The organism is Corynebacterium sp. 335C (assembly GCF_053525695.1).
The window spans coordinates 479,398-503,747 of the sequence record NZ_JASTTB010000002.1; the positions used below are offsets into that span (position 1 = coordinate 479,398).

Annotated in this window: 20 protein-coding genes; 18 read left to right on the top strand and 2 right to left on the bottom strand. The window is 75.2% G+C overall.

From position 1 onward, the window contains the following. Window positions 1–20: 20 nt before the first annotated feature. From murD to QQS41_RS09140, 14 genes are all read left to right on the top strand, one after another. Complete coding sequence (murD, locus tag QQS41_RS09075; RefSeq protein ID WP_448852559.1) at window positions 21–1,448, top strand: UDP-N-acetylmuramoyl-L-alanine--D-glutamate ligase; 1,428 nt, start codon at window positions 21–23, stop codon at window positions 1,446–1,448. Then, window positions 1,445–3,136 (top strand): putative lipid II flippase FtsW, encoded by a 1,692-nt coding sequence (gene ftsW, locus QQS41_RS09080; RefSeq protein ID WP_448852377.1) that lies wholly within the window; start codon window positions 1,445–1,447, stop codon window positions 3,134–3,136. The genes murD and ftsW overlap by 4 nt, the downstream gene beginning before the upstream one ends. Window positions 3,137–3,138: 2 nt before the next feature. Continuing rightward, window positions 3,139–4,236, top strand: coding sequence for a UDP-N-acetylglucosamine--N-acetylmuramyl-(pentapeptide) pyrophosphoryl-undecaprenol N-acetylglucosamine transferase (locus QQS41_RS09085; protein ID WP_448852378.1), 1,098 nt, complete (start codon window positions 3,139–3,141; stop codon window positions 4,234–4,236). 155 nt (window positions 4,237–4,391) lie between these two features. Then, window positions 4,392–5,831: a UDP-N-acetylmuramate--L-alanine ligase gene (murC, locus tag QQS41_RS09090; protein WP_448852379.1), complete on the top strand. Its 1,440-nt coding sequence runs from the start codon at window positions 4,392–4,394 to the stop codon at window positions 5,829–5,831. Continuing rightward, window positions 5,828–6,550 carry a cell division protein FtsQ/DivIB gene (locus tag QQS41_RS09095; RefSeq protein WP_448852380.1) on the top strand — a complete coding sequence of 241 codons (723 nt, stop codon included), beginning with the start codon at window positions 5,828–5,830 and terminating at the stop codon, window positions 6,548–6,550. The genes murC and QQS41_RS09095 overlap by 4 nt, the downstream gene beginning before the upstream one ends. A 336-nt stretch (window positions 6,551–6,886) precedes the next feature. Beyond that, window positions 6,887–8,233 (top strand): cell division protein FtsZ, encoded by a 1,347-nt coding sequence (ftsZ, locus tag QQS41_RS09100; RefSeq protein WP_448852381.1) that lies wholly within the window; start codon window positions 6,887–6,889, stop codon window positions 8,231–8,233. Between the two features lie 26 nt (window positions 8,234–8,259). Further along, a complete protein-coding gene (gene pgeF, locus QQS41_RS09105) occupies window positions 8,260–8,958 on the top strand; it encodes a peptidoglycan editing factor PgeF (protein WP_448852382.1) in 699 nt (232 codons plus the stop codon). Between the two features lie 148 nt (window positions 8,959–9,106). Further along, window positions 9,107–9,613 carry a cell division protein SepF gene (gene sepF, locus QQS41_RS09110; protein ID WP_448852383.1) on the top strand — a complete coding sequence of 169 codons (507 nt, stop codon included), beginning with the start codon at window positions 9,107–9,109 and terminating at the stop codon, window positions 9,611–9,613. Window positions 9,614–9,624: 11 nt separating this feature from the next. Next, complete coding sequence (locus QQS41_RS09115) at window positions 9,625–9,918, top strand: YggT family protein (protein ID WP_448852384.1); 294 nt, start codon at window positions 9,625–9,627, stop codon at window positions 9,916–9,918. A 700-nt stretch (window positions 9,919–10,618) separates the two neighbouring features. Then, the gene (locus tag QQS41_RS09120; protein ID WP_448852385.1) at window positions 10,619–11,629 is read left to right on the top strand and encodes a DivIVA domain-containing protein; all 1,011 of its coding nucleotides are present in this window, start codon (window positions 10,619–10,621) and stop codon (window positions 11,627–11,629) included. 463 nt (window positions 11,630–12,092) lie between these two features. Next, window positions 12,093–15,272 carry an isoleucine--tRNA ligase gene (ileS, locus tag QQS41_RS09125; protein ID WP_448852386.1) on the top strand — a complete coding sequence of 1,060 codons (3,180 nt, stop codon included), beginning with the start codon at window positions 12,093–12,095 and terminating at the stop codon, window positions 15,270–15,272. Window positions 15,273–15,583: 311 nt separating this feature from the next. After that, window positions 15,584–16,630, top strand: a complete 1,047-nt coding sequence (locus tag QQS41_RS09130; RefSeq protein ID WP_448852387.1) for a hypothetical protein — start codon at window positions 15,584–15,586, stop codon at window positions 16,628–16,630. A gap of 33 nt (window positions 16,631–16,663) precedes the next feature. Further along, a complete protein-coding gene (locus QQS41_RS09135) occupies window positions 16,664–18,106 on the top strand; it encodes a DNA polymerase IV (RefSeq protein ID WP_448852388.1) in 1,443 nt (480 codons plus the stop codon). 24 nt (window positions 18,107–18,130) lie between these two features. Then, window positions 18,131–18,748, top strand: a complete 618-nt coding sequence (locus tag QQS41_RS09140) for a sugar O-acetyltransferase (RefSeq protein ID WP_448852389.1) — start codon at window positions 18,131–18,133, stop codon at window positions 18,746–18,748. Window positions 18,749–18,827: 79 nt separating this feature from the next. On the opposite strand, the gene QQS41_RS09145 is transcribed toward QQS41_RS09140, so the two are convergent. Continuing rightward, window positions 18,828–19,796 (bottom strand): asparaginase, encoded by a 969-nt coding sequence (locus tag QQS41_RS09145; protein ID WP_448852390.1) that lies wholly within the window; start codon window positions 19,794–19,796, stop codon window positions 18,828–18,830. 85 nt (window positions 19,797–19,881) lie between these two features. On the opposite strand from QQS41_RS09145, the gene QQS41_RS09150 reads away from it, so the two are divergent. Beyond that, window positions 19,882–20,658: a hypothetical protein gene (locus QQS41_RS09150; protein ID WP_448852391.1), complete on the top strand. Its 777-nt coding sequence runs from the start codon at window positions 19,882–19,884 to the stop codon at window positions 20,656–20,658. Window positions 20,659–20,793: 135 nt separating this feature from the next. On the opposite strand, the gene QQS41_RS09155 is transcribed toward QQS41_RS09150, so the two are convergent. Beyond that, window positions 20,794–21,702: a hypothetical protein gene (locus QQS41_RS09155; RefSeq protein ID WP_448852392.1), complete on the bottom strand. Its 909-nt coding sequence runs from the start codon at window positions 21,700–21,702 to the stop codon at window positions 20,794–20,796. Window positions 21,703–21,884: 182 nt separating this feature from the next. Here QQS41_RS09155 and lspA point away from each other — a divergent pair, with 182 nt between their 5' ends. From lspA to QQS41_RS09170, 3 genes are read left to right on the top strand one after another with little or no spacing between them, the layout of a single operon-like run. Next, window positions 21,885–22,547 (top strand): signal peptidase II, encoded by a 663-nt coding sequence (gene lspA / locus QQS41_RS09160; protein WP_448852393.1) that lies wholly within the window; start codon window positions 21,885–21,887, stop codon window positions 22,545–22,547. Further along, window positions 22,540–23,466: an RluA family pseudouridine synthase gene (locus tag QQS41_RS09165; RefSeq protein ID WP_448852394.1), complete on the top strand. Its 927-nt coding sequence runs from the start codon at window positions 22,540–22,542 to the stop codon at window positions 23,464–23,466. Before lspA ends, QQS41_RS09165 begins: the two co-directional genes overlap by 8 nt. Next, window positions 23,463–24,341, top strand: a complete 879-nt coding sequence (locus QQS41_RS09170) for a hypothetical protein (RefSeq protein ID WP_448852395.1) — start codon at window positions 23,463–23,465, stop codon at window positions 24,339–24,341. Before QQS41_RS09165 ends, QQS41_RS09170 begins: the two co-directional genes overlap by 4 nt. The last annotated feature ends 9 nt before the right edge of the window (window positions 24,342–24,350 follow it).

Genomic DNA, 24,350 nt, shown 5'->3' on the forward strand with positions numbered 1-24,350 from the left:
GCGCCGCGGCCGCCGACCCGGTGGCGCTGGCCCGCACGGGCCGCGTCCTCGTCGCAGGCGCCGGCGTCTCCGGCGCGGGCATCGCCGCGATGCTCGTCGACCTCGGCGCCCCCGACGTCGTCGTGGTCGACGACGCGGCCGACCGCGCCGCGGACGTCGCCGCCCGCTGCTGCGGCGCGACCGCGACGGTCGACGAGGCCCTCGGGCTCGTCGACGGAGCCGCGCTCGTCCTGACCTCCCCGGGCTGGCGCCCGGACTTGCCGCTGCTCGCCGCCGCGGCCGACGCCGGCGTGCCCGTGCTGGGGGAGGTGGCGCTCGCCCGCGCCGCCGACGCCGCCCGCACGTGGGGCGCGCCGCGCACGTGGCTCGTCGTCACGGGCACCAACGGCAAGACGACGACGACCGCGATGCTCGCCGCGATGCTCGGCGATCGCGGCCGCGCCGTCGGCAACATCGGCGTCGCGCTGCACGACGCGCTGACCGCCGAGCCCCGCGTTGACGTGCTCGCCGCGGAGCTCTCCAGCTTCCAGCTGCACTGGGCCCCGGGCGTCGCCCCGGAGGCGGGCGCGCTGCTGAACCTCGCCGAGGACCACATCGACTGGCACGGCTCCTTCGACGGCTACGCCTCCGACAAGGCCGTCGCCTTGACGGGCGACGTCGCCGTCTACGGCCTGGACGACCCGGAGGTCGTCCGCCGCGTGGAGGAGCTGCGGGCGGACGGGCGGCTCGCCGCCCGCGCCGTCGGCTTCACCGCCGGCGAGCCGGCGCCCGGCCAGGTCGGCGTCCGCGACGGCCGCATCGTCGACCGCGCCTTCGGCGGCGACGACGCCGGCATCGACGTCGCGCCCGTCGCCGGCATCTCGCCGCCCGGCCCCGCAGGCGTCCTCGACGCCCTGGCGGCCACGGCGCTGGCCCGCGCCGCCGGCGTCCCCGCCGGGGACATCGCCGCCGCCCTCGGCGGCTTCACCGTCAGCCCGCACCGCGGGCAGGTCGTCCACTCCGCCGGCGGCGTCGACTGGATCGACGACTCGAAGGCCACCAACCCGCACGCCGCCGACGCCGCCCTGCGCGGCCACGCGAGCATCGTGTGGGTCGCCGGCGGCCAGCTGAAGGGCGCCGACGTCACCGGGCTCATCGACGACCACGGCGACCGCCTGCGCGCCGCCGTGCTGCTGGGCTGCGACGCCGGCCTCATCGCCGACGCGCTCGCCGCCCGCGTCCCGGACGTGCCCGTCACCGTCGTGGAGGAGGCCGACCCGGCCGCCGCGATGGGCGCCTGCGTCGCCGCGGCGGCGGAGGCCGCCCGCCCGGGCGACGTCGTCCTCCTCGCCCCGGCCACCGCCAGCCTGGACATGTTCACGGGGATGGCGCAGCGCGGCGACATGTTCGCCGCCGCGGCCCGCGCGCTGCCGGCGGCGGAGGCCGCCGCGGGGGAGGACCGGCCGTGAGCGCCCCCTCCGCCGCCCGCCCCTCCGACGCCGGCCGCGACGCCGGCGCCGACGCGCGCGGGCGCCGCGGCCGCGGCGGTTTCGCCGCCCGGCTCGCGGACTGGACCAGCCGCCCGCTGTTCGACTACACGCTGCTGCTGGGCATCGCGTTCCTGCTGACCGGCATCGGCCTGGTCATGGTGCTGTCGTCGTCCATGGCGGACGCGGGCGCCGAGGGCAACGTGTGGGCCGTGTTCGTCCGCCAGGCGATCCTGGCGGTCATCGGCCTCGTCGGCATGTGGTTCGTGCTGCGGCTGCCCATCTCCACCATCCGGTGGCTGGCGATGCCGGCGATGCTGGTGTCGCTCGTCCTGCTGGTGCTGGTGCTCGTCCTGGGCGTCGGCCTGGAGTCGACGGGCGCCCAGTCGTGGCTGGCCCTCGGCCCGGTGTCCATCCAGCCGTCCGAGATCGCGAAGCTGGCGCTGGCGATGTGGGGCTCCAAGGTCCTGGCGGACAAGCTGCGCACGGCGACGACGATCCGGGACCTGTTCGGCGGGTTCCTCGTCGGCGCGGTGCTGGTCCTCGGCCTGGTGCTGGTGCAGCGCGACCTCGGCATGACGGCGTCCATCATGGTCGTCGTCGCGGCGCTGGCGTGGTTCGCCGGCCTGCCCCGCTGGATCCTCGCGTGGATCGTGGGCGCCGGCCTGGCGGTCGTCGCGGTGGCGACGGCGGTGGAGGGCTTCCGCTCCGCGCGCATCACGGTGTTCCTGGACACCCTGTTCCTGCGCTTCCCGGAGACGCAGGGCGCGGGCTACCAGTCGTACCAGGGCCTGCTGTCGCTGGCGGACGGCTCGTTCGCCGGCGTGGGCCTGGGCCAGTCGCGCGCGAAGTGGTTCTACCTGCCGGAGGCGAAGAACGACTTCATCTTCGCCATCATCGGCGAGGAACTGGGCTTCCTCGGCGCCGGCCTGGTCATCCTGCTGTACGCCCTGATGGGCTGGGTGGGCCTGCGCATCGCGGCGAAGCAGGTGGATCCGTTCCTGCGGCTGCTGGCGGGCACGCTGACGGCGGCGACGGTGGTGCAGGCGTTCATCAACATCGGCTACGTCGTCGGCCTGCTGCCGGTGACGGGCCTGCAGCTGCCGCTCATCTCCGCGGGCGGCACGTCCATCGTCGTCACGCTGACGACGATGGGCCTGCTGGCGACGTGCGCGCGCCACGAGCCGGAGGCCGTCAGCGCGATGAGCAGCTCCGGCATGCCGCGGTCCGACTTCTGGCTGCGGCTGCCGGAGCCGGCGCCGTACGACCCGGCGGCGCGCGACCGGCGCAGGGAGGCCGCGTCGCGGCGCCCGCAGCGCTTCGGCCCGCCGGTGACGGCGCCGGCCGCGGACCCGGATCGGCTGGACGACGGCCGCGGCGGCATCCGCGACTTCGCGGCGGAGGAGCGGGGCCGCCGCGAGGCGCGCCACGAGCGTCACGACCGCGATCGCCGTTTCCACCGCGAGGACGAACCGCGTGCGGGGGAGCGCCGCACCCGCGGGGTGCGGGAGTACCGGGGTCCGCGTGACGACGATCCCCGCGAGCCCGGGCGCGACGCCCGCGGCGGCCGCGCCTCCCGTGGCGCGGCGGGGGAGCAGCGCGGCGCCCGCGGGCGGTACGGTGAACGCGGACGGGGCGGACGACGCCGCCCCGACGGAAGGAGAAGGTGACCATGGCCGACGCCCCCTCGATCGTCGTCGCAGGCGGCGGCACCGCCGGGCACATCGAACCCGCCCTGGCGGTCGCCGACGCGGTGCGCGAGCTGGTGCCCGACGCGCGGATCACGGCGCTGGGCACGGCCCGCGGCCTGGAGTCCGCGCTGGTCCCCGCCCGCGGGTACGACCTGGAGCTCATCCCGCCGGTGCCGGTGCCCCGCAAGCCGAACCTGGACCTGGCGCGCCTGCCGTTCCGGCTGATCGGCGCCATCCGCGAGACGCGGGCGGTGCTGGACAGGGTCGGCGCGGACGCGCTCATCGGCTTCGGCGGCTACGTCTCCGCCCCGGCCTACCTGGCGTGCCGCGCCGGCCGCCGCATCCCCTTCGCGGTGCACGAGGCCAACGCGCGCGCCGGCATGGCGAACAAGCTGGGCACGTGGCTCGGCGGCGAGGCGCTGGCGGCCGTCGGCGGCTCCGGCCTGAAGGCCGACGTCGTCGGCATCCCGGTGCGCCGGGCGCTGGCGGACCTCGACCGGGCGGGGCTGCGCGCCGAGGCCCGGGAGTTCTTCGGCCTGCCGGCCGAGGGCCCGGTCCTGCTGGCCACCGGCGGCTCGCAGGGCGCCCGCAGCATCAACGACGCCGTCTCCGGCGCGGCGGGCGCGCTGGCGGACGCTGGCATCGCCGTGCTGCACGCCCACGGCCGGAAGAACACGGTCGAGGTGGAGCGCCGCGACGGCGGCCCCGCCTACGTCGCCGTGCCCTACATCGACCGGATGGACCTGGCGTACGCGGCCGCGGACCTGGTGCTGTGCCGCTCCGGAGCGATGACGGTGGCGGAGATCTCCGCCGTCGGCCTGCCCGCGGTGTACGTGCCGCTGCCGCACGGCAACGGCGAGCAGGCGCTCAACGGCCGCGACGTCGTCGCCGCGGGTGCGGCGACGCTGGTCGACGACGCGTCGCTGACGCCCGGCACCGTCGCCGACGTGGTCGTGCCGCTGCTGGTCGACCCGGCGCGCCGCGACCCGATGGCCGCCGCGGCCGAGCGGATCGGCGGCGCCGACGCGGCGGAGGACATCGCCCGCCGCGTGCTGGCGCTGGCCGGGCACCGCGTCTGACCCGCGGGCCGGACCGGCGCCGGCCCCGTGCCAGCCCGGCCCCCTGCCGGCCCGGCTGGCGGGCGCCCGCACCCGACCCCACGCCGGCCGCGGCCCCGGCCGGCCCCACCGAACCCCACCCGAAGACCCCACCGACCCCGAGGGAGCACCCCACCATGAGCGAGCCCACCGGCGGCCTGCCCGCCTCCGTCCACATGATCGGCATCGGCGGAGCCGGGATGTCGGGCGTCGCCCGCATCCTCCTGGCCCGCGGCGTCCGCGTCAGCGGCTCCGACATGAAGGAGTCCCGCGCCGTCATCGGCCTGCGCGCCATGGGCGCCGACATCGCCGTCGGCCATGACGCGGGCAACCTGGAGCTGTTCGGCGGCGCGCCGGAGGCCGTCGTCGTGTCCTTCGCCGCCATCCCGAAGACGAACCCGGAGCTGGCGGCGGCGCTGGAGCGCGGCATCCCGGTGCTGAAGCGCTCCGACGTGCTGGGCATGCTGCTGGAGGGCCGCCGGGCGCTGCTCATCGCCGGCACGCACGGCAAGACGTCGACGACGTCGATGACGGTGGCGGCGCTGCAGGCGGCGGGCCTGGATCCGTCGTTCGCGGTCGGCGGCCTGATGTCGCGGGCGGGCGTCAACGCCCACCACGGCACCGGCGACGTCTTCGTCGCGGAGGCGGACGAGTCGGACGCGTCGCTGCTGACGTACTCGCCGCAGGTCGCCGTCGTCACGAACGTGGAGCCGGATCACCTGGACTTCTTCGGCACCGAGGAGAAGTACTACAAGGTGTTCGACGACTTCGCCGACCGGATCATCCCGGGCGGCACGCTGGTGGTGTGCGCGGAGGACGACCGCGCGGCGGAGCTCGGCGAGCGCGCCGCGGCCCGCGGCGTCCGCGTCCTGGCCTACGGCGGCCCGGAGTCGCTGGAGCGCCGCCCGTCCCTGCCGGCGGGCGCGGTGCTGCACGGCTGGTCGGCCTCCGGCGGCGGCGCCCGCGTGGAGGCGACGGTCCTCGGCGAGGACGTGGCGTTCGAGCTGCACCAGCCGGGCCGCCACATGGCGCTGAACGCGCTGGGTGCCCTCGTCGGCGGCCGCTGCGTCGGCGCGGACCTGTCGCGCATGGCGGCGGGCCTCGGCGAGTTCACGGGCGTGCGCCGCCGCTTCGACTTCCACGGCGCCATCGAGGGCGGCGACTTCGACGGCGTCCGCGTCTACGACGACTACGCGCACCATCCGACGGAGGTCCGCGCGGTGCTGTCGGCGGCCCGCGAGCTGGCGGACGAGGCCGGCCGCGGCAACGTCGTCGCCGTGTTCCAGCCGCACCTGTACTCGCGGACGGAGAACTTCGCCCCCGAGTTCGCGGAGGCGCTGTCGACGGCGGATCGCGTCGTCGTGCTCGACGTGTTCGGCGCGCGGGAGGAGCCGCGCCCGGGCGTCGACGGCAACCTCATCGCCTCGCAGGTGACGAGCCCGGTCATCTACGAGCCGCATTTCACGACCGTGCCGTCGCGGGTGCGGGAGCTGGCGGGCCCGCACGACGTCATCCTCACCATCGGCGCGGGCTCCGTGACGATGCTGGCCGACGAGATCCTCGGGGAGCTGCAGTGAGCCCCCGCCGCCCGTTCCGGCCGGGGCGCCGCCGCCGGGCGCGCCGCGCGCTGGCGTGGGGCGGCGGGATCGTCGCGGTCCTGGTGATCCTCGCCGTCGCCGCGTGGGCGGTGCTGCGGTTCTCGCCGCTGGCGGAGGTGAAGGACATCCGCGTCGAGGGCGCGGGCCACGCGACGGCGGAGGAGATCGCGTCGGCGACGGGCGTCCACGCGGGCGACAAGCTGCTGCAGATCGACACCGGCGAGGTGGCGTTGCGGGTGGCGGAGGTGCCGTGGGTCAGCCGCGTCACCGTCGACCGGACGCTGCCGGACACCCTCGACGTGAGGGTGGAGGAGCATGCGCCGGTGCTGTTCATCCGGGAGGACGACGGGGCGCACCTGTTCGACCGCGACGGCCGGGAGTTCCACGTCGTGCCGGAGCCGCCGCCGGGCGTCATCGAGGTGACGGCCCTGCCGGCGGAGGATCCGGCGCGGGCCCGCGCGGTCGACGCCGTGCTGGCCATCTCGCGGGAGCTGCCGCAGGAGGTGGGGGAGGCCACCGCGCGCATCGAGGCGCCGGGGCCGAACGAGGTCCAGCTGGTGCTCCACGACGGGCGCACCATCATGCTGGGCTCGGCGGACGCGGCGCACGACAAGGGCCGGGCCGCCGCGGCGGTCCTCGGCCGCGAGGGCGCCCACTGGAACGTCTCCAACCCGGAGCGCCCCGCGATGCGCCAGTAGGCGCGCGCCGCGGGCGGCCCCGTCGCAACGCGGGGCATCGCCCCGCGCATCACCGCATGCTGCTTTGCGACGGCGACCCCGCGCCGTCCGACGCGAAGGACCCCGGCGGGCATGATGCCCGCCGGGGTCCGTCCTGTCATGGGCGATGGTAACCCTCAGGCAATACTTGAAGGTCAGCGACACGCCGGGGCGGCGGAGAATCCCGGTAACCTCCGGGCGTGGGGGACAATGGGCGCCGACAGCAGGCACCCTCCGAACCGCCCCCGTGGCGCGGGGACGGGTGCGGCGGACGACCATGCAGGCCAGGAACAGCACAGGAAGGGCGAGACCACGACCATGACCTCCCCGAACAAGCAGGACGACAGCTCGCTGTCCGCGAGCAACTACATCGCGATCATCAAGGTGATCGGCGTCGGCGGCGGCGGCGTCAACGCGGTGAACCGCATGGTGGAGGAGGGCCTCACCGGCGTCGAGTTCATCGCGATCAACACGGACGCGCAGGCCCTGCTGCTGTCCGAGGCCGACGTGAAGCTGGAGATCGGCCGCGACACCACCCGCGGCCTCGGCGCCGGCGCGAACCCGGAGGTCGGCCGCCAGGCGGCGGAGGATCACAAGGACGAGATCGCCGCGGTCATCGAGGGCGCGGACATGGTCTTCGTCACCGCCGGCGAGGGCGGCGGCACCGGCACCGGCGCCGCCCCGGTCGTCGCGAGCATCGCGAAGAAGCTCGGCGCGCTGACCGTCGGCGTCGTCACCCGCCCGTTCTCCTTCGAGGGCCGCCGCCGCGCCCGCCAGGCGGACGAGGGCATCGTGAAGCTGCGCGAGGCCTGCGACACGCTCATCTCCATCCCGAACAACCGCCTCCTGGAGATCGGCGAGCCGAACCTCTCCGTCCTCGACGCCTTCCGCGTCGCCGACGAGGTGCTGTTCAACGGCGTGCAGGGCATCACCGGCCTCATCACGACCCCGGGCATCGTCAACATGGACTTCGCGGACGTCCGCTCCGTCATGGCCGACGCCGGCTCCGCCCTCATGGGCGTCGGCGCCGCCTCCGGCGAGGGCCGCGCCGTCAAGGCCGCGGAGATGGCCATCAGCTCCCCGCTGCTGGAGTCCTCGATGGACGGCGCGACCAGCGTCCTCATCTCCATCGCCGCCGACTCCAACCTCGGCATGATGGAGCTGCACGAGGCGTCGACCATCATCTCCGACCGCGCCGACGAGGACGCCAACGTCATCTTCGGCTCGATCCTCGACGACAACCTGGGCGACGAGGTTCGCATCACCGTCGTCGCCACCGGCTTCGACATCGAGAACGGCAACGCCGCCGCCCCGGCCCCGCGCCGCGTCGAGGCGAAGCAGGAGCCGGCCCCGCGCACCGTGCCCGGCGGCGACAACCTGGGCGACGGCGGCCGCGCCGAGTCCGGCGCCCGCGCCGTCCGCGCCGACGAGGAGCCGCGCGACAGCTTCACCCCGCGCAGCGACGTCGGCTCCCACCGCCGCGAGGAGCCGCTCGAGGACCGCTACGAGGACCGCCGCCACGACGATCGCGACCGCGACCGCGGCTACTCCTCCGGCGGCGGCCTGTTCACCACCGGCAACCGCGACCGCGCCGCCGAGCGCGACCGCCGCGACTTCGGCCGCGGCCGCCGCGACGACGCCCCCGACCTGCCGGGCTTCCTGTGAGCCGACGGACCCCCGAGACCCGCCGCGTGCGCAAGGTTCTGACGAACCGCCGCGGCGGGTTTTCCGCGCCCCCGTACGACGGCTTCAACCTGGCCATGCACGTCGGCGACGACCCCGACGCCGTGCTGCGCAACCGCCGCCGCCTCGCCGAGGGGATGGGCGTGCCCGCCGACCGGTTCGTGTGGATGGACCAGACGCACTCCGTCAACGTCGCCGTCGTCGACGGCCCGCGCCGCACCCCGGTGCCCGACACCGACGCGCTGGTGACGGCGACGCCGGGGCTCGCCCTCGTCGTCCTCGTCGCCGACTGCACCCCGATCCTGCTGTCCGACGAGGACGCGGGCGTCGTCGCCGCCGTCCACGCCGGCCGCGTCGGCGCCCGCGGCGGCATCGTCCCGCGGACCGTCGAGGCGATGGAGGACCTCGGCGCCCGGCCGGAGCGCATCCACGCGCTGCTCGGCGCCGCCGCCTCGGGCCGCAACTACGAGGTGCCGGAGGAGATGGCCGCCGACGTGGAGGCCCACCTGCCCGGCTCCCGCGCCCGCACCGCCGCCGGCACCTGCGGCGTCGACGTGCGCGCCGGCGTCATCCGGCAGCTCCACGGCCTGGGCGTCACCGCCATCGACTCGATGCCGGTGTGCACCATCGAGGACGAGGATCATTTCTCGCACCGCCGCGAGGGCGTGACGGGCCGCCAGGCCGGCGTCGTCATGCTCACGCGCTGACGCGCTCGCACCATCCGCACCACCCGTCACAACCTCGGCGACCCGCCGCGGATGTGGCGTGTCGGAGCGCCCGGCCGCGCCCGGTGCGGGATACGGTGAACCCCGGCATCACGCACCGATCCAGAACAACCATCACGGAGGACCCGACATGGCCGAGTTCATGCAGAACGTCAAGCGCTACTTCGGCATGGAACCCGTCGCCGACGCCCGCGACGCCGACGATTACGCGGACGAGCGCCGCTACGAGCGCCCCGCGTACGCCGACGACCACGGCTACGACGACCGCGCCTACGACGAGTACGAGGACGACTACGCCGACGACTACGCGGACTACGAGGCCCCGCGCTACGTCCGCGAGGAGCCGGCCCCGGCTCCGGCGCCGCGCCGCCCGGTCCACCACCGCATCACGCCGCAGGCGGACTTCGTCGACAAGTACTCCGAGGCCCGCGAGATCGGCGAGCGCTTCCGCGACGGCGACATCGTGACGTTCGACCTGGCGGACCTGCCGATGGAGCAGCGCAAGCGCTACATCGACTTCGCCGCCGGCCTGTCCTTCGCGCTGCGCGGCCGCATCGAGGCCGACGGCAACGTGTTCACCCTGCTGCCGGAGGGCGTGGAGGCGGCCGACGCCGGCCGCGACGCCCTGTCCGGCTAGGCTGGGGAGCCGTGCAGGCCCTCTTCTCAGTCCTCTACATCCTCGTCCAGCTCTTCACCTACCTTCTGCTGGTGCGCATCATCATCGAGATGATCGCGTCGTTCTCGCGGAGCTGGCGGCCCGGCCGGGTGTTCTCCACCATCGGCGAGGTCGTGTTCACGGTGACGGATCCCCCGGTCAAGCTGATGCGCCGGGTCATCCCGTCGATGCCGCTGGGCGCGGTGCGGCTGGACATCTCGGTCCTGCTCCTCTTCTTGATCCTCATGATCCTGCGGATGGTGCTGGCCCCCTTCACCGGCATGTGACGGACGCGGCCTCCGCGTGACGCGGCGGACCCCAGATTCCCCGGGGCCGCCGCGTTCCGCATGTCCGGGGCCGCCTCGCGCCCGATCGGGCGCTCGCGCCGGGGCCGTGAGGGGTTCGCCGGGGGTGGCCGCGGGCTCCGGTCCGCGGCGCCCGCGCGCCGCCCGCGGGGCGCCCGCGCGGCGGACGTTCCGGCGCGCCGCCGGCTGCCGTCCGGTGTCGCCGCGGTGGCCGCATGCCGGGTGGGGCCGCGGTGCGCGGGGGAGAGGCTTCCGGCGCCGCGTGCGCGTGGCGCACGGTCGGTTCCGTGCGAAAACATTCGCTGGCGTGCGGGTTCGGGTGGTGCGTGACGACGCCCCGGGCGCGGCGGCCGCGCCCCGGCTCCGGCGGGGAGCCCCGCCGGCCGGGCGCCGGGGGCGATGCCCGGACGGGCGTCGCGATGGCCCGGTTGCGCCCCTCCGGGCGTCCCGCCGCGCGGGATCCGGGCGGGGCGGGGGTCGCCTCACGTGGCGGTTTTCCGCTGGCGTGGCGTGTGTTGCGTCGGTGAACCCTGTAGCATGTGCGGTGAATGCACGGTAACGTCCTGTGAGACCTCGCCGGCCCCGTGTATTCACGTGCGCCGGGGACCCGCACGGGACCCCGCGGAGACGCGGATTCCGTCCGCGGCGTCAAGTCCGAGAACATGTGAAGGGGAACACTCCAATGCCGTTGACTCCAGCCGATGTGCACAACGTCGCGTTCAGCAAGCCGCCGATCGGCAAGCGCGGCTACAACGAGGATGAGGTCGATCAGTTCCTCGACCTCGTCGAGGACGCGCTGGGCGAGCTGCAGGACGAGAACGCCGATCTGCGCATCCGCGTCGACGAGCTGGAGCGCGACCTGGAGGACGCCCGCTCGTCCGCCCCGACCGGCGCCGCCGTGCCGGTGACCGCCGCCTCCGCCCCGGAGGTCGACGAGGACGAGGTGCGCCGCAAGGTCGAGTCCGAGCTGCGCGCCGAGTACGACCGCCGCCTGGCCGAGCAGGAGCGCAAGATCCGCGCCGCCGCCGAGCAGCGCATCAAGGACGCCGAGTCCCGCGCCGCCGAGGCGGAGGAGCGCGCCGACCGCGCCGCCGAGGCCCCGGCCGCCGCCGCGGTCGCCGCGCCGGCCCCGTCCGCCGAGTCCCACGTCCAGGCCGCCCGCGTCCTGGGCCTGGCGCAGGAGACCGCCGACCGCCTCACCGCCGACGCCAAGCGCGACGCCGACTCCATGGTGTCCGAGGCCCGCGCGACCGCCGAGCGCACCGTCGCCGACGCCAACGCCGAGGCGGAGAAGACGCTGGGCCACGCCCGCCGCGAGTCCGAGCAGACCCTCACCGAGGCCCGCGAGGAGGCCGACCGCCTGGTCACCGAGGCCCGCCGCGAGTCCGACGAGACCCTGGGCGACGCCCGCCGCCGCTCCGAGCAGATGGTCTCCGACGCCGACGCCCGCTCCGCCGCGACCGTCGAAGCCGCGCAGCAGAAGGCCCGCGACCTGCAGGCCGACGCCGAGCGCAAGCACAACGAGATCATGACCACGGTCAAGGAGCAGCAGACGGCCCTGGAGGCCCGCATCGAGGAGCTGCACATCTTCGAGCGCGAGTACCGCACCCGCCTGAAGACCTTCCTGGAGTCCCAGCTGGAGGACCTCAACTCCCGCGAGTCCGCCGCCCCGGCGGACGGCTACGGCAACTAGCCCGCATCCGCCGCGCGCCCCGCGCGGTGAACCCGGCCCCGCCGCACGGCGCCCACGAGGCGCGGTGCGGCGGGGCCGTCGCATGCGCGGGCGCCGCACCCCGCGCGGACCCGGGCCCCGCGCACGCGGGGGCCGTCGCACAGCAAGGGCGGGGAACCCGGGACCCGGCCGCGGCCCGCGTTGCGGGCCACCCGCGCACGTCGGCTATGATCACCGGCATATGCGCGACGATCCGGCAATCACCGGGGAGCGCGCCGGAAGAACGGCGCCGGGCGGCGCCCAGTAGAACCGGCCGGGTCGGGCCCGGAACAGCCCGGACGATGAGCGGGCCCCGCCGCGACGCGGCAGGGCCAAGCGGGGTGGTACCGCGCCACCGCCCGCGGCGGACCGTCGCCCGGGCAGGCGTCCCCGTGCACGCCGCGGCGACCGCCGCGGACGAGCCGACCACGAGAGACCACCGCACATGAAGCCCACGCCCGCCGGCGGCGCCTACCCGCGCACCGACCGCTTCCACGCCGGATCCGGCACGCCCTCCTTCCCGGAGCTCGAGGAGAAGGTCCTCGCGTTCTGGAAGGACGACGAGACGTTCCAGGCCTCCATCGACGCCCGCGAGGGCGCGGAGGAGTACGTCTTCTACGACGGCCCGCCGTTCGCCAACGGCCTGCCGCACTACGGCCACCTGCTGACCGGCTACGTCAAGGACATCGTCCCCCGCTACCAGACCATGCGCGGCAAGAAGGTCGGCCGCGTCTTCGGCTGGGACTGCCACGGCCTGCCCGCCGAGCTGGAGGCGGAGAAGCAGCTCGGCATCACCGACAAGGGCGAGATCGAGGACATGGGCCTCGAGAAGTTCAACGAGTACTGCGGTCGCTCCGTCCTCAAGTACACCGAGGAGTGGAAGGCCTACGTCACCCGCCAGGCCCGCTGGGTCGACTTCGACGGCGGCTACAAGACGATGGACCTCGACTTCATGGAGTCCGTCATCTGGGCGTTCAAGGAGCTCTACGACAAGGGCCTCATCTACCAGGGCTTCCGCGTCCTGCCGTACTCCTGGGCCGAGCACACCCCGCTGTCCAACCAGGAGACCCGCCTCGACGACGCCTACAAGATGCGCCAGGACCCGACCCTGACGGTCACCCTGCCCATCACCGGCGTCACCTCCCACGCCGGCGACGGCGTCGCCGAGGGCCTCGTCGGCGCCAACGCCCTGGCGTGGACGACGACCCCGTGGACCCTGCCGTCCAACCTCGCCCTCGCCGTCCACCCGGACGTCGACTACGTCCAGGTCCGCGTCGGCGACGACGGCCTGGAGGAGTTCCGCGGCGAGCGCATGGTGCTGGCCAAGCCGCTGCTCGGCGCCTACGCCAAGGAGCTGGGCAAGGACCCGGAGATCGTCTCCGAGCACAAGGGCTCCGAGCTCGTCGGCCTGTCCTATGAGCCGGTCTTCGGCTTCTTCGCCGACCACCCGGAGGCGTTCCGCATCCTGTCCGCCGACTACGTCACCGTCGAGGACGGCACCGGCATCGTCCACCAGGCCCCCGCCTTCGGCGAGGAGGACATGGAGACCTGCTCCGCCCACGGCATCGAGCTGGTCATCCCCGTCGACCAGGACGGCAAGTTCACCGAGCAGGTCCCGCCGTATGCCGGCCAGCTGGTGTTCGACGCGAACAAGGACATCATCCGCGACCTCAAGGCCGCCCGCCGCGTCCTGCGCCACCAGACCATCGAGCACTCCTACCCGCACTCCTGGCGCTCCGGCGAGCCGCTCATCTACATGGCGCTGCCGTCGTGGTTCGTCGCCGTGACGAAGATCCGCGACCGCATGGTGGAGCTCAACCACGAGAACATCCGCTGGGTGCCGGAGCACATCCGCGACGGCCAGTTCGGCAAGTGGCTCGAGGGCGCCCGCGACTGGAACATCAGCCGCAACCGCTACTGGGGCGCGCCGATCCCGGTGTGGGTCTCCGACTCGGAGGAGTACCCGCGCGTCGACGTCTACGGCTCGCTCGACGAGCTGGAGCGCGACTTCGGCGTCCGCCCGACGTCGCTGCACCGCCCGCACATCGACGAGCTGACCCGCCCGAACCCCGACGACCCGACCGGCAAGTCCACGATGCGCCGCGTGCCGGAGGTCCTGGACTGCTGGTTCGAGTCCGGCTCCATGCCGTTCGCGCAGAAGCACTACCCGTTCGAGAACAAGGAGTGGTTCGACTCCCACTCGCCGGCCGACTTCATCGTCGAGTACTCCGGCCAGACCCGCGGCTGGTTCTACACGCTGCACGTCCTGGCGACGGCGCTGTTCGACCGTCCGGCGTTCAAGGAGGTCGTCGCCCACGGCATCGTGCTGGGCAACGACGGCCTGAAGATGTCGAAGTCGAAGGGCAACTACCCGAACGTCAACGAGGTCTTCGCCCGCGACGGCTCCGACGCCATGCGCTGGTTCCTCATGTCCTCGCCGATCCTGCGCGGCGGCAACCTCATCGTCACGGAGCAGGGCATCCGCGAGGGCGTGCGCCAGGCGCTGCTGCCGATGTGGAACGCCTACTCGTTCCTGCAGCTCTACGCCTCCAAGCCGGCGGAGTGGTCGACGGAGTCGGACAACGTCCTGGACCGCTACATCCTGGCGAAGCTGGCGGAGACCTCCGACGCGGTGCGCGCGCGCCTCGACGCGGTCGACATCGCCGGCGCCTGCGACGAGGTCCGCTGGTTCTGCGACGCGCTGACCAACTGGTACGTCCGCCGCTCCCGCGACCGCTTCTGGGCGGGCGACGAGGAGCACCCGGAGGCGTTCAACACGCTGTACACGGTGCTGGAGACGCTGTGCCGCGTCGCCGCCCCGCTGCTGCCGCTGACGACGGAGGCGATGTGGAAGGCCCTGACGGGCGGCCGCTCCGTGCACCTGGAGTCCTTCCCGGCGGAGGGCGACCTGCCGCACGGCGCCGACCTGGTGCGCGCGATGGACGGCGTCCGCAACGTGTGCTCGGCGACCTCGCGCGTCCGCAAGGCCAACCAGCTGCGCAACCGCCTGCCGCTGCCGTCGCTGACGGTCGCGGTGCCGGACGCGGAGTCCCTGGAGCCGTTCACGGCGGTCATCGGCGACGAGGTCAACGTCGACGAGGTCGTGCTGACCTCGGACGTCGACTCCGTCGGCCGCTTCGAGGTCGTCGTCAACGCCCGCGCCGCCGGCCCGCGCCTGGGCCGCGACGTGCAGACGGTGATCAAGGCCGTGAAGTCCGGCGACTACGAGGTCGTCGACGGCCGCGTCGTCGCCGCCGGCATCCCGCTGGAGGACGGCGAGTACACCCGCCGCCTCGTCGCGGAGAACGCCGAGTCGGCCGCGGAGGTCGACGGCATGGACGGCCTGGTGGTCCTGGACATGACGGTCGACGAGGAGCACGAGGCCCGCGGCTGGGCCGCCGACCGCATCCGCGGCCTGCAGGACGCCCGCAAGAACGCCGGCCTGGACGTCGTCGACCGCATCGACGCCGTGATGTCCGTGCCGGAGGCCCGCCGCGAGTGGGCGAAGCGCCACAAGGACACGATCGCCCGCGAGGTGCTGGCCACGTCCTTCGAGGTCGTCGTCGGCGAGGAGCTGGACCACGACCTCGGCGACGGCGCCTCCGCCCGCGTGACGAAGGCGTAGCCGCCCGCGGGGCCCGCGCAGGACGCGGGTTCCGCGTCGCCGGTGGTCGCCGCTGCTTTGCGTGACGACGGCGACCGCCCCGGCGCGGATGCCGCAGGCCGCCGCCTCCCCGGTTTCCCCGGGGAGGCGGCGGCCTCGTCATGCCCGGGGGGTGAAGTTGTCCACGGGCCCCGGCCCGTCCACGGCGGGGCGTCCCGCGGGGCCGCGCCGGGCGTCCCGCGCCGGCGCCGCCGCTAGCGTGCGGGATGCGCCGGGCCGGAGGACCGCCGCTCGACGGGAGCGGCGCGGCCCGGCGCGGGAGGGGCCCGACGATGGACGCGACTGACGGATACGGGGAGGACCACTGGGGCGGGGAGGCTGCGCCGCTGCCGCCGACGCGGGAGGACCGCATGGCGAGCGACGCGGCGGAGGAGCTGTGCGCCCGCTACGGCCCGGTGGAGCACTGGAGCTTCGCGGTGACGCGGGAGACGCTGCCGGAGGCGCTGCTGGACGCGGTGTTCAGCGTCCGCATGCGCCACGGCGCCGTCGACGACGCGGTGCACCGGTTCCGCACCTGGGCGGCGGGGAGGGAGGACGGCACGCGCACCGCCGCCGACCTCGTCGCCGCGCTGCAGGAGCTGCCGGACGGGGTACTGCCGCGCAACCGGTGCGCGGGCCGGGCGAAGACGGACATCGCCGCGGACTCGGCGGCGCGGCTGGCGGCGATCGGCGTCGGCGACGTGGACTCCTTCCGCGACGCGGTGCTGGAGCGGCCGGCGGAGGTCGAGGAGACGTGGCGGTCGGTGAAGGGGCTGGGGGAGCAGTCGTGGGCGCACGTGCGGATGCTCGCGGGCTGCCCCTGGGCGCTGCCCGGCCCGCGGGTGCGGCGCTGGCTGGGCGGGGCCCGGCGGGTGGGCGGGGAGATGGCGCGGGACATCGTGCACCGCACCGCCCTGCGCCTGGGGACGGCGCCGGTGGTCGCGGAGTACGCGATGACCATGGACGCCGCCTACCCGGTGCCCGCCGTCTTCCTCGCCGACCGGTACCCGCACGCGGGGGTCCGCGGCGATGCGGAGGAGCCGCCGTTCGGCGGCGGGCGGCCCGCGGCGTACGCGGACGAGGAGTGCGGGAGGTACGACGATGAGGCGTACGGGCCCTATGACGACGAGCCCCGCGGGCCGTACGACGACGTGCCCCGCGGGCCGTACGACGACGTGCCCCGCGGGCCGTACGACGGGGAACCCTGCGGCTCCTACGACGGGGAGTCCCGTGGTCCGTACGACGATGAGCCGCGCGGGCCGTACGGGGAGGAGCCGCGCCCGCCGTTCGGCGGCGGCCCGTCGTGGACGGGAGGCTCCTCCTTCGACCGGGTGTTCTAATCGGCGCCGGGGCCGCCGGGTAACGTGGCGGCCATGCGACGCTGGGTTCTGCACATCGACATGGACGCGTTCTTCGCGTCGGTCGAGCAGCTGACCCGGCCGACGCTGCGCGGCCTGCCCGTCCTCGTCGGAGGCGTCGGCGGCCGCGGCGTCGTCGCCGGCTGCTCCTACGAGGCGCGGGCGTACGGCGCGCATTCGGCGATGCCGATGTCCCGGGCCCGCCGCCTCGTGCCGGCCCGCTCGGTCATCGTGTCCCCGCGCAAGGGCATCTACGGGCCCGTGTCGCGCCGCGTCTTCTCCGTCATCCGCTCCCGGGTGCCGGTGGTGGAGCAGCTCAGCGTCGACGAGGCGTTCATGGAGCCCGCCGAACTCGCCGGGGCGACGGAGGACGAGGTCCGCCGGTGGGCCGAGGACCTGCGCCGCCTCATCCGGGAGGAGACGGGCCTGCCGTCGTCCATCGGCGCCGGCTCCGGCAAGCAGACCGCGAAGATCGGCTCCGGCCTGGCCAAGCCCGACGGGGTGGCGGTCCTGCCGCCGGAGCGGCACCACGAGCTGCTGGCCCCGCTGCCCGTCGGCAAGCTGTGGGGCATCGGCCCGGTGTCGGAGGACAAGCTCAACGCGCTGGGCGTGCGCACCATCGGCGACTTCGCCGCGATGCCGCCGCGCGACGTGGAGACGCTGCTCGGCCGAACCGTCGGCCCGGCGCTGCACCTGCTGGCGCAGGGCATCGACGAGCGCCCGGTGAAGGAGCGGGCCATCGCGAAGTCCATCAGCGCCGAATACACCTACCCGCAGGACCTCACCACCGCCGGGCAGGTCGCCGCCGCCGTCGACCGGGCGGGGGAGAAGTCCGTCGCCCGGCTGGTGGAGGACGGCCGCGGCGCCCGCACCGTCACCGTCAAGGTGCGCCTGGCGGACCTGTCCATCCACACCCGCTCGGAGACCCTGGGCTACGCCACCCAGGACGCGGAGACGCTGTTGTCCGTCGCGCACCGCCTGGCGTTCGACCCGGGGGAGATGGGCCCGTTCCGCCTCGTCGGCGTCGGCCTGTCCGGCCTGGACCCGACGATGCAGGGCGTCATGTTCCCCGAACTCGACGCCGGCGCCGCGGTGGCGGAGGACTCCGCGCCCGCCCCGTTCGAGGCCGGCGCCGTGCTCGCCGGACCCTCCGACGCCGCGCCGGGCTCCGATGCCCTGCCCACCGCCGTCTACGGCGACTCCCGCTGGCGGCCCACCGCCGACGTCCACCACGACGAGTACGGCCACGGGTGGGTGCAGGGCGCCGGCCACGGCGTCGTCTCCGTCCGCTTCGAGTCCCGCGCCACCGGCCCCGGCCGCATGCGCACCCTGGCTGAGGACGACCCGGCGCTGCGGGAGTGCTCGCCGCTGTGCAGCCTCGACTGGGACGACTGGTTCGCACGCGACGAGGCGGCCGAGGGCATCGACGCCGAGCCGCCGCTGCCGCAGGGCGCCTGAGCCCCGCCACGTATCCTCGGTGTCATGCGTTCCCTGAGGAACCCCGACCGCGTCGACGACCCCGGCACCGTCCTGGAGGACGACGGCCGCACCATGCGCGAGCGCATGCTCGCCGGCGACTGGTACATCGCCGACGACCCGGAGCTGCACGACCTCAACCGCCGCGCGATGCGACTGGCCGGCGAGTTCAACGCCGCCTACCCGGCCGACCCCGACGGTTCCGCCGCCATCGTCGCCGACCTCCTCGGATCCGTCGGCGAGGGCACCGAGATCCGCGCGCCCCTCCAGGTTGACTACGGCGTCAACCTGCACGTCGGCGCCCGCTGCTTCGTGAACTTCGGGCTCGTCGCCCTCGACGTCGCCGAGATCCGCATCGGCGACGACGTCCAGATCGGCACCGGCGTCCAGCTGCTCACGCCCGTCCACCCCCTCGCCCCCGAGGCGCGGAAGGCGTACATCGAGGCCGCCGACCCCATCGTCATCGGCGACAACGTGTGGATCGGCGGCGGCGCCGTCATCCTCGGCGGCGTCCGCATCGGCGACAACGCCGTCATCGGCGCCGGCGCGGTGGTCACGAAGGACGTCGAGCCGGGCGCGCTCGTCGTCGGCAACCCCGCCCGCCCCATCCGGCGCCTGACGTAGCGCGGGCGGGTGCCGTCGTCACGCGATGACCGCACCAGCGTGCGGTGCGTGACGACGGGCACCCGCCCGGCCCCGCGCCCTACCCCGCGTCGAAGAGCGTCTGCGGGTGCACGCCCGCGGCGATCGCGGCGGCGAGGATGATGCGCGCCTGCGGGGCGCCGACGCAGCCGGCGCCGACCGCGCCGAGGCGCGCGAGCGTCGCGCCGCCGCCGGCGCCGCCGTAGCTGCCGTGCACGTCGCCGCGGGGCACGCGCGTCGCCATGACGACGGGCGTGCCGGCCTCCAGCGCCGTCCCGAGCGCGGCGGCCATCGCGGTGCCGACGTTGCCGGCGCCCATGCCCTCGACCACCAGGCCGTCCGCGCCGGCGGCGAGCGCCGCCTCCACCAGCGCCCCGTCGGCGCCCGGGTAGGCGGCGATGACGTCGACGCGCACGCCCGCCAGGGGAGTGCGGCGCAGCGGCTCCGGCCGCGGCGGCTCCTCCGGGGCGTTCGTCGCGAAGGCGAGCAGATCGGTGGTGTGCCACTTCGTCGCCCCGCGCACCGGCAGCACCGCGTGTCCGAACACGATGAGGGCGCCGATGCCGCGGGCGGAGTCGTCGGCGGCGATCATCAGCGCCTCGAAGAGGTTGCCCGGGCCGTCGGCCTCCGGGTGATCCGCCGGCAGCTGCGCGCCCGTGAACACCACCGGGCGGGGATCGTCGTGGAAGACGTCGACGGCCATCGCCGTCTCCTCCATCGAATCCGTCCCGTGCAGCACCACCACGCCGGTCACGCCCGGGTCCTCCAGCGCCTCCGCGACGGCGGCGACGACCGCGTCGACGTCCTCCAGCGTCATCGACGACGAATCCAGGTGGGCGACGTCGCGCACCTCCACCTCCAGCACGCCGGGGTCGAAGCGGTCCGCGACGGGGCGGACGACCTGTTCGCCCGACAGCGCCGGCAGCAGCGCCCCGGAGCGGTCGACGGTGCAGGAGATGGTCCCGCCGGTGGCGATGACGACGATGCGGGAGGCCGCGGTGGACGGGGAGGCGCCGGTGGTCTGGTCCATTCCATCAGGATACGGTCGGAGCCCCGATGTGTAGACTCGGGCCCGTTGCCCCGAGGCCGACCACGGCCGAATGTGAGGAGAATCCGTGAACTTCCAGCGCAAGATGACCGCACTGCTCATCGCCGGCGCCGCGTCCCTGACCCTCGCGGCCTGCGGCGGAGACGAGGGGACCCAGGAGTCCACCACCGCCGCCCCGGGCGCCGACACCACCACCAGCGAGGTCGCCGCCCTGCCCACCGCCGCGGAGCTCAACGACGTCCTGGCACGCGCCACCGACCCGAACCTCCCGCCGGAGGAGCGCGCCAAGACCGTCGAGAACGGCGAGCAGGCCCCCGAGATCTTCGACGTCATGATCCAGTCCCAGCAGGAGACCGGCGCGACCCTCCAGGTCGTCGACCCGGTCGTCCCGGGCCTGGGCGGCCCCGGCACCGTCGAGGCCACCGTCGTCTTCACGCTGCCCGAGCAGCAGCCGCAGCACATCAACGCCGTCGAGTTCCGCAACATCGACGGCCAGTGGCGCCTGTCCCAGCAGTGGGCCTGCACCCTGGTGGAGAACGTCGCGCCGGACCGCGTCCCGCCGATGTGCCACCCGGCTCCGGCCCCGGCCGACCCGAACGCGCCGGCCCCGGCTCCGGCCGACCCGAACGCCCCGGCCCCGGCTCCGGCGGACCCGAACGCGCCGGCTCCGGCCCCGGCCGACCCGAACGCCCCGGCGCCCGCCCCGGCCCCGGCTCCCGCTCCGGCGGACCCGAACGCCCCGGCGCCCGCGCCGGCTCCGGCCCCGGCCGCCCCGAACGCGCCGGCCCCGGCCCCGGCCGACCCGAACGCGCCGGCCCCGGCCCCGGCCGCCCCGGTGCAGTAGCACCCGGCACGTCCGGCCCGGCCGTCCGGTCCGTACGACGAAGCCCCGGCGGGACGCACTCGCGTCCCGGCCGGGGCTTCGTCATGTCCCGGGCGCCGCGGGCGGCGGCGGCCGCGGTGCGCCGCCCGCTCCCGCCTACTCCTCCGAGAACTCCAGGGCGCGCAGGTGCTCCTGGACGACGGCGGGCTCGGCGTCCTCGCCGGCCTCGCCGGAGTAGCCGACGGACAGGACGTAGGAGACCTTCCCGGAGACGGGCAGCGGCTTGCGCAGGTCGATGCGGAGGCTCGCGTCGGTCATCACGACCTGGGAGTGGACGGCGTGGAGGGTGACGCCGTCGCCGCCGTCGAGCTCCGTGACCGTGGGGGTCTGGCGGACGCCGACGTGGAGGTCCACCATGTCGCCGTCGCGGCCGAGGAGCTCGTAGACGATCTCCTGGTCGACGCCGAGGTCGTCGACGTGGTGGGAGACGGTCCACGTCGCGCCGGGGCCGATGGCCTCCTCCGGGAAGACGACGGGCAGCGACGCCCACTGGCGCAGCGAGGCCTCGACGCCGGCGCGGGCGGTCTCGGTCGAGGTGTCGGGGGCGCCGAGCGACATGCCGGAGATGACGCCGCGGTCGTCGGCGGTCCACTCCATGCGGAAGCCGCCGGCGGTGGCGATGTCGTCGTTGAGGTCGTGGTCGGAGCCGGTGGGCTCGCCGAGCTCCGCGTCGACGGCGCGCTCGGCGCCGCCGCCGGTGACCTGCGCCTGCAGCGGCAGCTCCATCGTGGTGTCGGGCAGGGCGGCGTCGGAGACGCTCTCGTCGCCGACGGCGACCTTCTGGTTGAAGCCCTGGGTGACGGACAGGACGACGTCCTGCTCCGCGCCGTCGTCGACCCAGCGGACCGGGGCCGCGTCCCCGCCGCCGGCGTCGACGAGGCGCACCTCGGGCGGGACGACCTCCATGGCGGTCATCTCGGGGGCGTCGTCGGAGCAGGCGGCCGGCAGCACGGCCACGGCGGCGAGTCCGGCGGCGAGGGCGGGGCGGCGGAGCGAGGCGAACACGCGTCCAGGGTACCGGCGGGTCGTGGCCGGTCGAATCCGGGCCCGCGCCCGCCGGCGGGCGGTCCCGGACCCGGGCAGGTCCCGCCGCCGCACGGTCGCGGGGCCGCCCCGCGCCGCGTCCCGTCCCGACACCCGCCGCCCCGATGTCGCCGCGGGGCGCCGTCATGGGCGATGATGGTGCGGTGACGAAGCAGCAGAACCGGAACGACGGCGCGTCCGGGGCGGGGAGGTCCGCGGCCGCGGGCGCCCAGGATCCCGCGACGCGCCCCGCCCTCCGCCCGCGCCGCGGCATCCTGGCGCTCGTCGCCGCCGTCGTCGTCGTGATCGACCAGATCACGAAGGTGCTGGCGGTGGCGGAGCTGGAGGGCCGCCCGCCGGTCGACGTCATCGGGGAGTGGTTCCAGCTGACGCTGCTGCGCAACCCCGGCGCGGCGTTCTCCATGGGCGGCGAGGGCTCCACCTGGCTGTTCACCACCATCCAGATCGTCTTCATCGTCGCCGCGATCGCGGTGTCGGGCCGGCTGCGGACGCCGTGGGCGGCGGCCTCCGTCGGCCTCATCGCCGGCGGCGCGGCGGGCAACCTCATCGACCGGCTGGTCCGCGACCCGGGCTTCTACTTCGGCCACGTCGTCGACTTCCTGCAGGTGCGCGGGTTCGCGGTGTTCAACATCGCCGACTGCGCCATCACGGTCGGCGTCGTCATGCTGGCGCTGTGGATCCTCTTCGCGCCGGAGCACGAGTTCGCGAAGGATCCGGTGGCCGCCGCCGCGGACTCCGGTTCGCGTGACGACGCCCCCCGCCCCGGCTCCTCCGCCGGAACCGAGGGGGAGGTCCGCGATGCGTGAGACGCGGCAGATGCCGGTGCCGCCGGGGCTGGCGGGGATGCGCGTCGACGCGGGCCTGGCGAAGCTGCTGGGCCTGTCGCGCTCGGCGGTGGCGCAGCTGGCGGCCGACGGCGACGTGAGCGTCGACGGCGTCACCGTCGGCAAGTCCGACCGCTTGACGGAGGACGCGTGGCTCGAGGTGCTCCTGCCGGAGGCCGAGCCCGTCCGCGCCGCCGTCGCGGAGCCCGTCGACGGCATGGACATCCTCTACTACGACAACGACCTCGTCGCGGTGCACAAGCCCGTCGGCGTCGCCGCCCACCCGACCGTCGGCTGGGAGGGCCCGACGGTGACCGGGGGCCTGGCGGCGGCGGGCTTCCGCATCGCGACGTCCGGCCCGCCGGAGCGCCAGGGCATCGTGCAGCGCCTCGACGTCGGCACCTCCGGCGTCATGGTCGTCGCCGCCAGCGAGCGCGGCTACTCCGTGCTGAAGCGCGCGTTCCGCGACCGGGAGGTCCGCAAGACCTACCACGCGCTGGTCCAGGGCCATCCGGACCCGACCAGCGGGACCGTCGACGCGCCCATCGGCCGGCACCCGTCGGCGGGCTGGCGGTTCTGCGTCCGCGGCGACGGCAAGCGCGCCGTCACCCACTACGAGACGCTGGAGGCGTTCGCCCCGGCGACGCTGCTGAAGGTGCGGCTGGAGACGGGCCGCACCCACCAGATCCGCGTCCACATGTCGGCGCTGGGCCACCCGTGCTGCGGCGACCCGATGTACGGCTCGGACCCGGCGCTGTCGGAGCGGCTGGGCCTCATCCGCCAGTGGCTGCACGCGGTCAGCCTCGGCTTCCACCACCCGGCCGACGGCCACTGGATGGAGATCGAGTGCCCGTACCCGGCGGACCTGGACCACGCGCTCGACGTGCTGAGGTCCCGGTGAGCGCCGCCCGCCGCGCCGCCGGCGGCGGGCGCCACCGGGCGCCGGAGCCGGAGGGGGCCACCGTCGCGTGGCCCGTGGCGCTGATGGCGCTGCTGTGCTCCGTCGCCCTCATCATCACCATCGCCGCGCTCGCGGGGTCGGACCGCACGGACCGGCCGTCGCTGCCGCAGGGCGACCAGCTGGGCCCCGACCCGGTGGAGACGGTCCACGACTACGTCGCCCGCGCCGACTCCGCGCTGACCGACATCGACGAGCCGGAGGCGCCGCACTGGGCGCTGGTGTCGCTGCTGCCGGCGCTGCCCCCGCACGCGGCGGCCGCCGCCGTCGACGGCATCGCGGATCTCCGGGTGGCGACGATGATCGTCGGGCCCACCGGGATCCGCGACATCCCGGAGCCGGTGCCGGGTTCATCCCGGGCCGACGTCCTGGCCCGCGAATACGACGCCTACCTGCGCGCGCTCAATCTGCCGGAGACGATCGCCGCGCCCGGCATCACGGGCCTCGTCGTCCGCGGCACCGCGGACCAGCTGCGGGAGATCCGCCGCCGCGACGGCGTCGCCGCCGTCGAACCGCTGCCGGCCGACGCGGTCGCCGGGCACTTCGGCATCCGCCCGCTGACCGCCGGGCACGACGCGTTCGCCGAGTCGCTGCCCGACGACCTCGCGACCCCGGCGCCCGCTCCCGCGCCCGGCGTCGACGGCGCCCCCGCGGACCCCGCGGCGCCGGCGGACCCGGCCGCGCCGGACGCCCCGCCGGCCGGCGGCGATCCGGCCGCGCCCGGGGCGTCGTCAAGCGGCAACAGCGGCGACGCGCACGCCCCGCAGGCGCCCGGCGGCGGCGACCCCGTGTCCGACTGGGTGCCGTCGGCGGAGTAGCCTGCGGGA

Excerpts from the sequence above, each read along its gene's own strand:
- QQS41_RS09085 (WP_448852378.1), top strand. The coding sequence starts at position 3,139 with ATGGCCGACGCCCCCTCGATCGTCGTCGCAGGCGGCGGCACCGCCGGG.
- murC (WP_448852379.1), top strand. The coding sequence starts at position 4,392 with ATGAGCGAGCCCACCGGCGGCCTGCCCGCCTCCGTCCACATGATCGGC.
- ftsZ (WP_448852381.1), top strand. The coding sequence starts at position 6,887 with ATGACCTCCCCGAACAAGCAGGACGACAGCTCGCTGTCCGCGAGCAAC.
- sepF (WP_448852383.1), top strand. The coding sequence starts at position 9,107 with ATGGCCGAGTTCATGCAGAACGTCAAGCGCTACTTCGGCATGGAACCC.
- QQS41_RS09120 (WP_448852385.1), top strand. The coding sequence starts at position 10,619 with ATGCCGTTGACTCCAGCCGATGTGCACAACGTCGCGTTCAGCAAGCCG.
- ileS (WP_448852386.1), top strand. The coding sequence starts at position 12,093 with ATGAAGCCCACGCCCGCCGGCGGCGCCTACCCGCGCACCGACCGCTTC.
- QQS41_RS09130 (WP_448852387.1), top strand. The coding sequence starts at position 15,584 with ATGGACGCGACTGACGGATACGGGGAGGACCACTGGGGCGGGGAGGCT.
- QQS41_RS09135 (WP_448852388.1), top strand. The coding sequence starts at position 16,664 with ATGCGACGCTGGGTTCTGCACATCGACATGGACGCGTTCTTCGCGTCG.
- QQS41_RS09140 (WP_448852389.1), top strand. The coding sequence starts at position 18,131 with ATGCGTTCCCTGAGGAACCCCGACCGCGTCGACGACCCCGGCACCGTC.
- QQS41_RS09145 (WP_448852390.1), bottom strand. The coding sequence starts at position 19,796 with ATGGACCAGACCACCGGCGCCTCCCCGTCCACCGCGGCCTCCCGCATC.
- QQS41_RS09165 (WP_448852394.1), top strand. The coding sequence starts at position 22,540 with ATGCGTGAGACGCGGCAGATGCCGGTGCCGCCGGGGCTGGCGGGGATG.